Source organism: Aquamicrobium ahrensii, assembly GCF_040545755.1.
GTDB classification, from domain to species: Bacteria; Pseudomonadota; Alphaproteobacteria; order Rhizobiales; family Rhizobiaceae; genus Mesorhizobium; species Mesorhizobium ahrensii.
Genome location: NZ_JBEPMN010000034.1, coordinates 1 through 1,857 on the forward strand (window position 1 = coordinate 1; position 1,857 = coordinate 1,857).

1 protein-coding gene is annotated in these 1,857 nt (G+C 68.4%); it reads right to left on the reverse strand.

The genetic code is table 11. The features are described from left to right. Window positions 1-21: 21 nt before the first annotated feature. Entirely contained in the window at window positions 22-1,857 is a 1,836-nt protein-coding gene (gene ilvD, locus ABID44_RS18625; RefSeq protein WP_354153171.1) for a dihydroxy-acid dehydratase, read from the reverse strand.

Sequence of the window (1,857 nt, forward strand, 5' to 3'; positions counted from 1 at the left end):
GCCCGATGCCGTGTGCTGTTTTCATTCGGGGAGTTTGCGGACTGCTCCCTTGTCGGCGCTTGTTGCGAAGGCGGCGTAGGCCTTGAGTGCGGTGGTGACGTTGCGGCGGCGCGGCTGTGCGGGCTTCCAGCCTTTCGCGTCCTGTTCGGCGCGGCGCTGTTCCAGCTCGGCCTCGGCAACGGCCAGCCTGATGCTGCGGCCGGGAATGTCGATCTCGATGATGTCGCCGTCACGCACCAGGCCGATGGCGCCGCCAAGCGCCGCCTCCGGCGAGACATGGCCGATCGACAGCCCCGACGTGCCGCCCGAGAAGCGCCCGTCGGTGAGCAGCGCGCAGGCCGCCCCGAGCCCCTTCGACTTCAGGTAGCTGGTCGGATAGAGCATCTCCTGCATGCCCGGCCCGCCGCGCGGTCCCTCATAGCGGATGACCACCACGTCGCCCGCCTTGACCTCGTTGCCGAGGATGCCCTTGACCGCCGCGTCCTGGCTTTCGAACACCCTGGCCGGGCCGGTGAAGGTCCAGATCTTCTCGTCGACGCCCGCCGTCTTCACGATGCAGCCGTCGGGCGCGATGTTGCCCTTCAGAACGGCGAGCCCGCCATCCTTGGTGAAGGGATGCTCGGGCGAGCGGATGACGCCAGCCTCGCGGTCGAGGTCGAGCGCCGCCCAGCGCCGGTTCTGGCTGAAGGCGGTCTGGGTGGGAACCCCGCCCGGCGCCGCCAGATAGAAGTCGCGCACCTTCTGGCTGGTGGTGCGCGAGATGTCCCAGTGCTCGATCGCCTGGCCGAGCGTGGCGGTGTGCACCGTCGGCTGGTCGCGCCGGATCAGGCCGGCCCGGTCGAGCTGGCCCAGAATGGCGAAGATGCCGCCGGCCCGGTGCACGTCTTCCATGTGCACGTCCGCTTTGGCAGGGGCCACCTTGCACAGGCACGGCGCCTTGCGCGACAGCGCGTCGATGTCGGCCAGCGTGAAGTCGATCCCGCCCTCATGGGCGGCGGCCAGAATGTGCAGCACCGTGTTGGTGGAGCCGCCCATGGCGATGTCGAGCGTCATGGCGTTCTCGAACGCCCCCTTCGAGGCGATGGTGCGCGGCAGGGCGGTGGCGTCGTCCTGCTCGTACCAGCGCCGGGCCAGGTCGACGATCAGATGGCCGGCCTCCACGAACAGGCGCTCGCGGTCGGCATGGGTGGCCAGCGTCGAGCCGTTGCCGGGCAAGGACAGGCCCAGCGCCTCGGTCAGGCAGTTCATGGAGTTGGCGGTGAACATGCCCGAGCACGAGCCGCAGGTCGGGCAGGCGGCGCGCTCGATCGCCTGCACGTCCGCGTCCGAGACCCCGTCGTCGGCCGCCGCCACCATGGCGTCGACCAGATCCAGCGCCTGCAGCTTGCCGTCCAGTTCGGCCTTGCCCGCCTCCATCGGCCCGCCCGATACGAACACGCTCGGGATGTTGAGGCGCAGCGACGCCATCAGCATGCCCGGCGTGATCTTGTCGCAGTTGGAGATGCACACCATGGCGTCCGCGCAGTGGGCGTTGACCATGTATTCGACGCTGTCGGCGATGATCTCGCGCGAGGGCAGCGAATAAAGCATGCCGTCATGGCCCATGGCGATGCCGTCATCCACCGCGATGGTGTTGAACTCCTTGGCCACGCCGCCCGCCTTCTCGATCTCGCGCGCCACAAGCTGGCCCAGGTCCTTCAGATGCACATGGCCCGGAACGAACTGCGTGAACGAGTTCACCACCGCAATGATCGGCTTGCCGAAATCGCCGTCCTTCATGCCCGTCGCACGCCACAAACCACGGGCCCCGGCCATGTTGCGGCCATGCGTCGTCGTACGAGAGCGATAGGGAGGCAT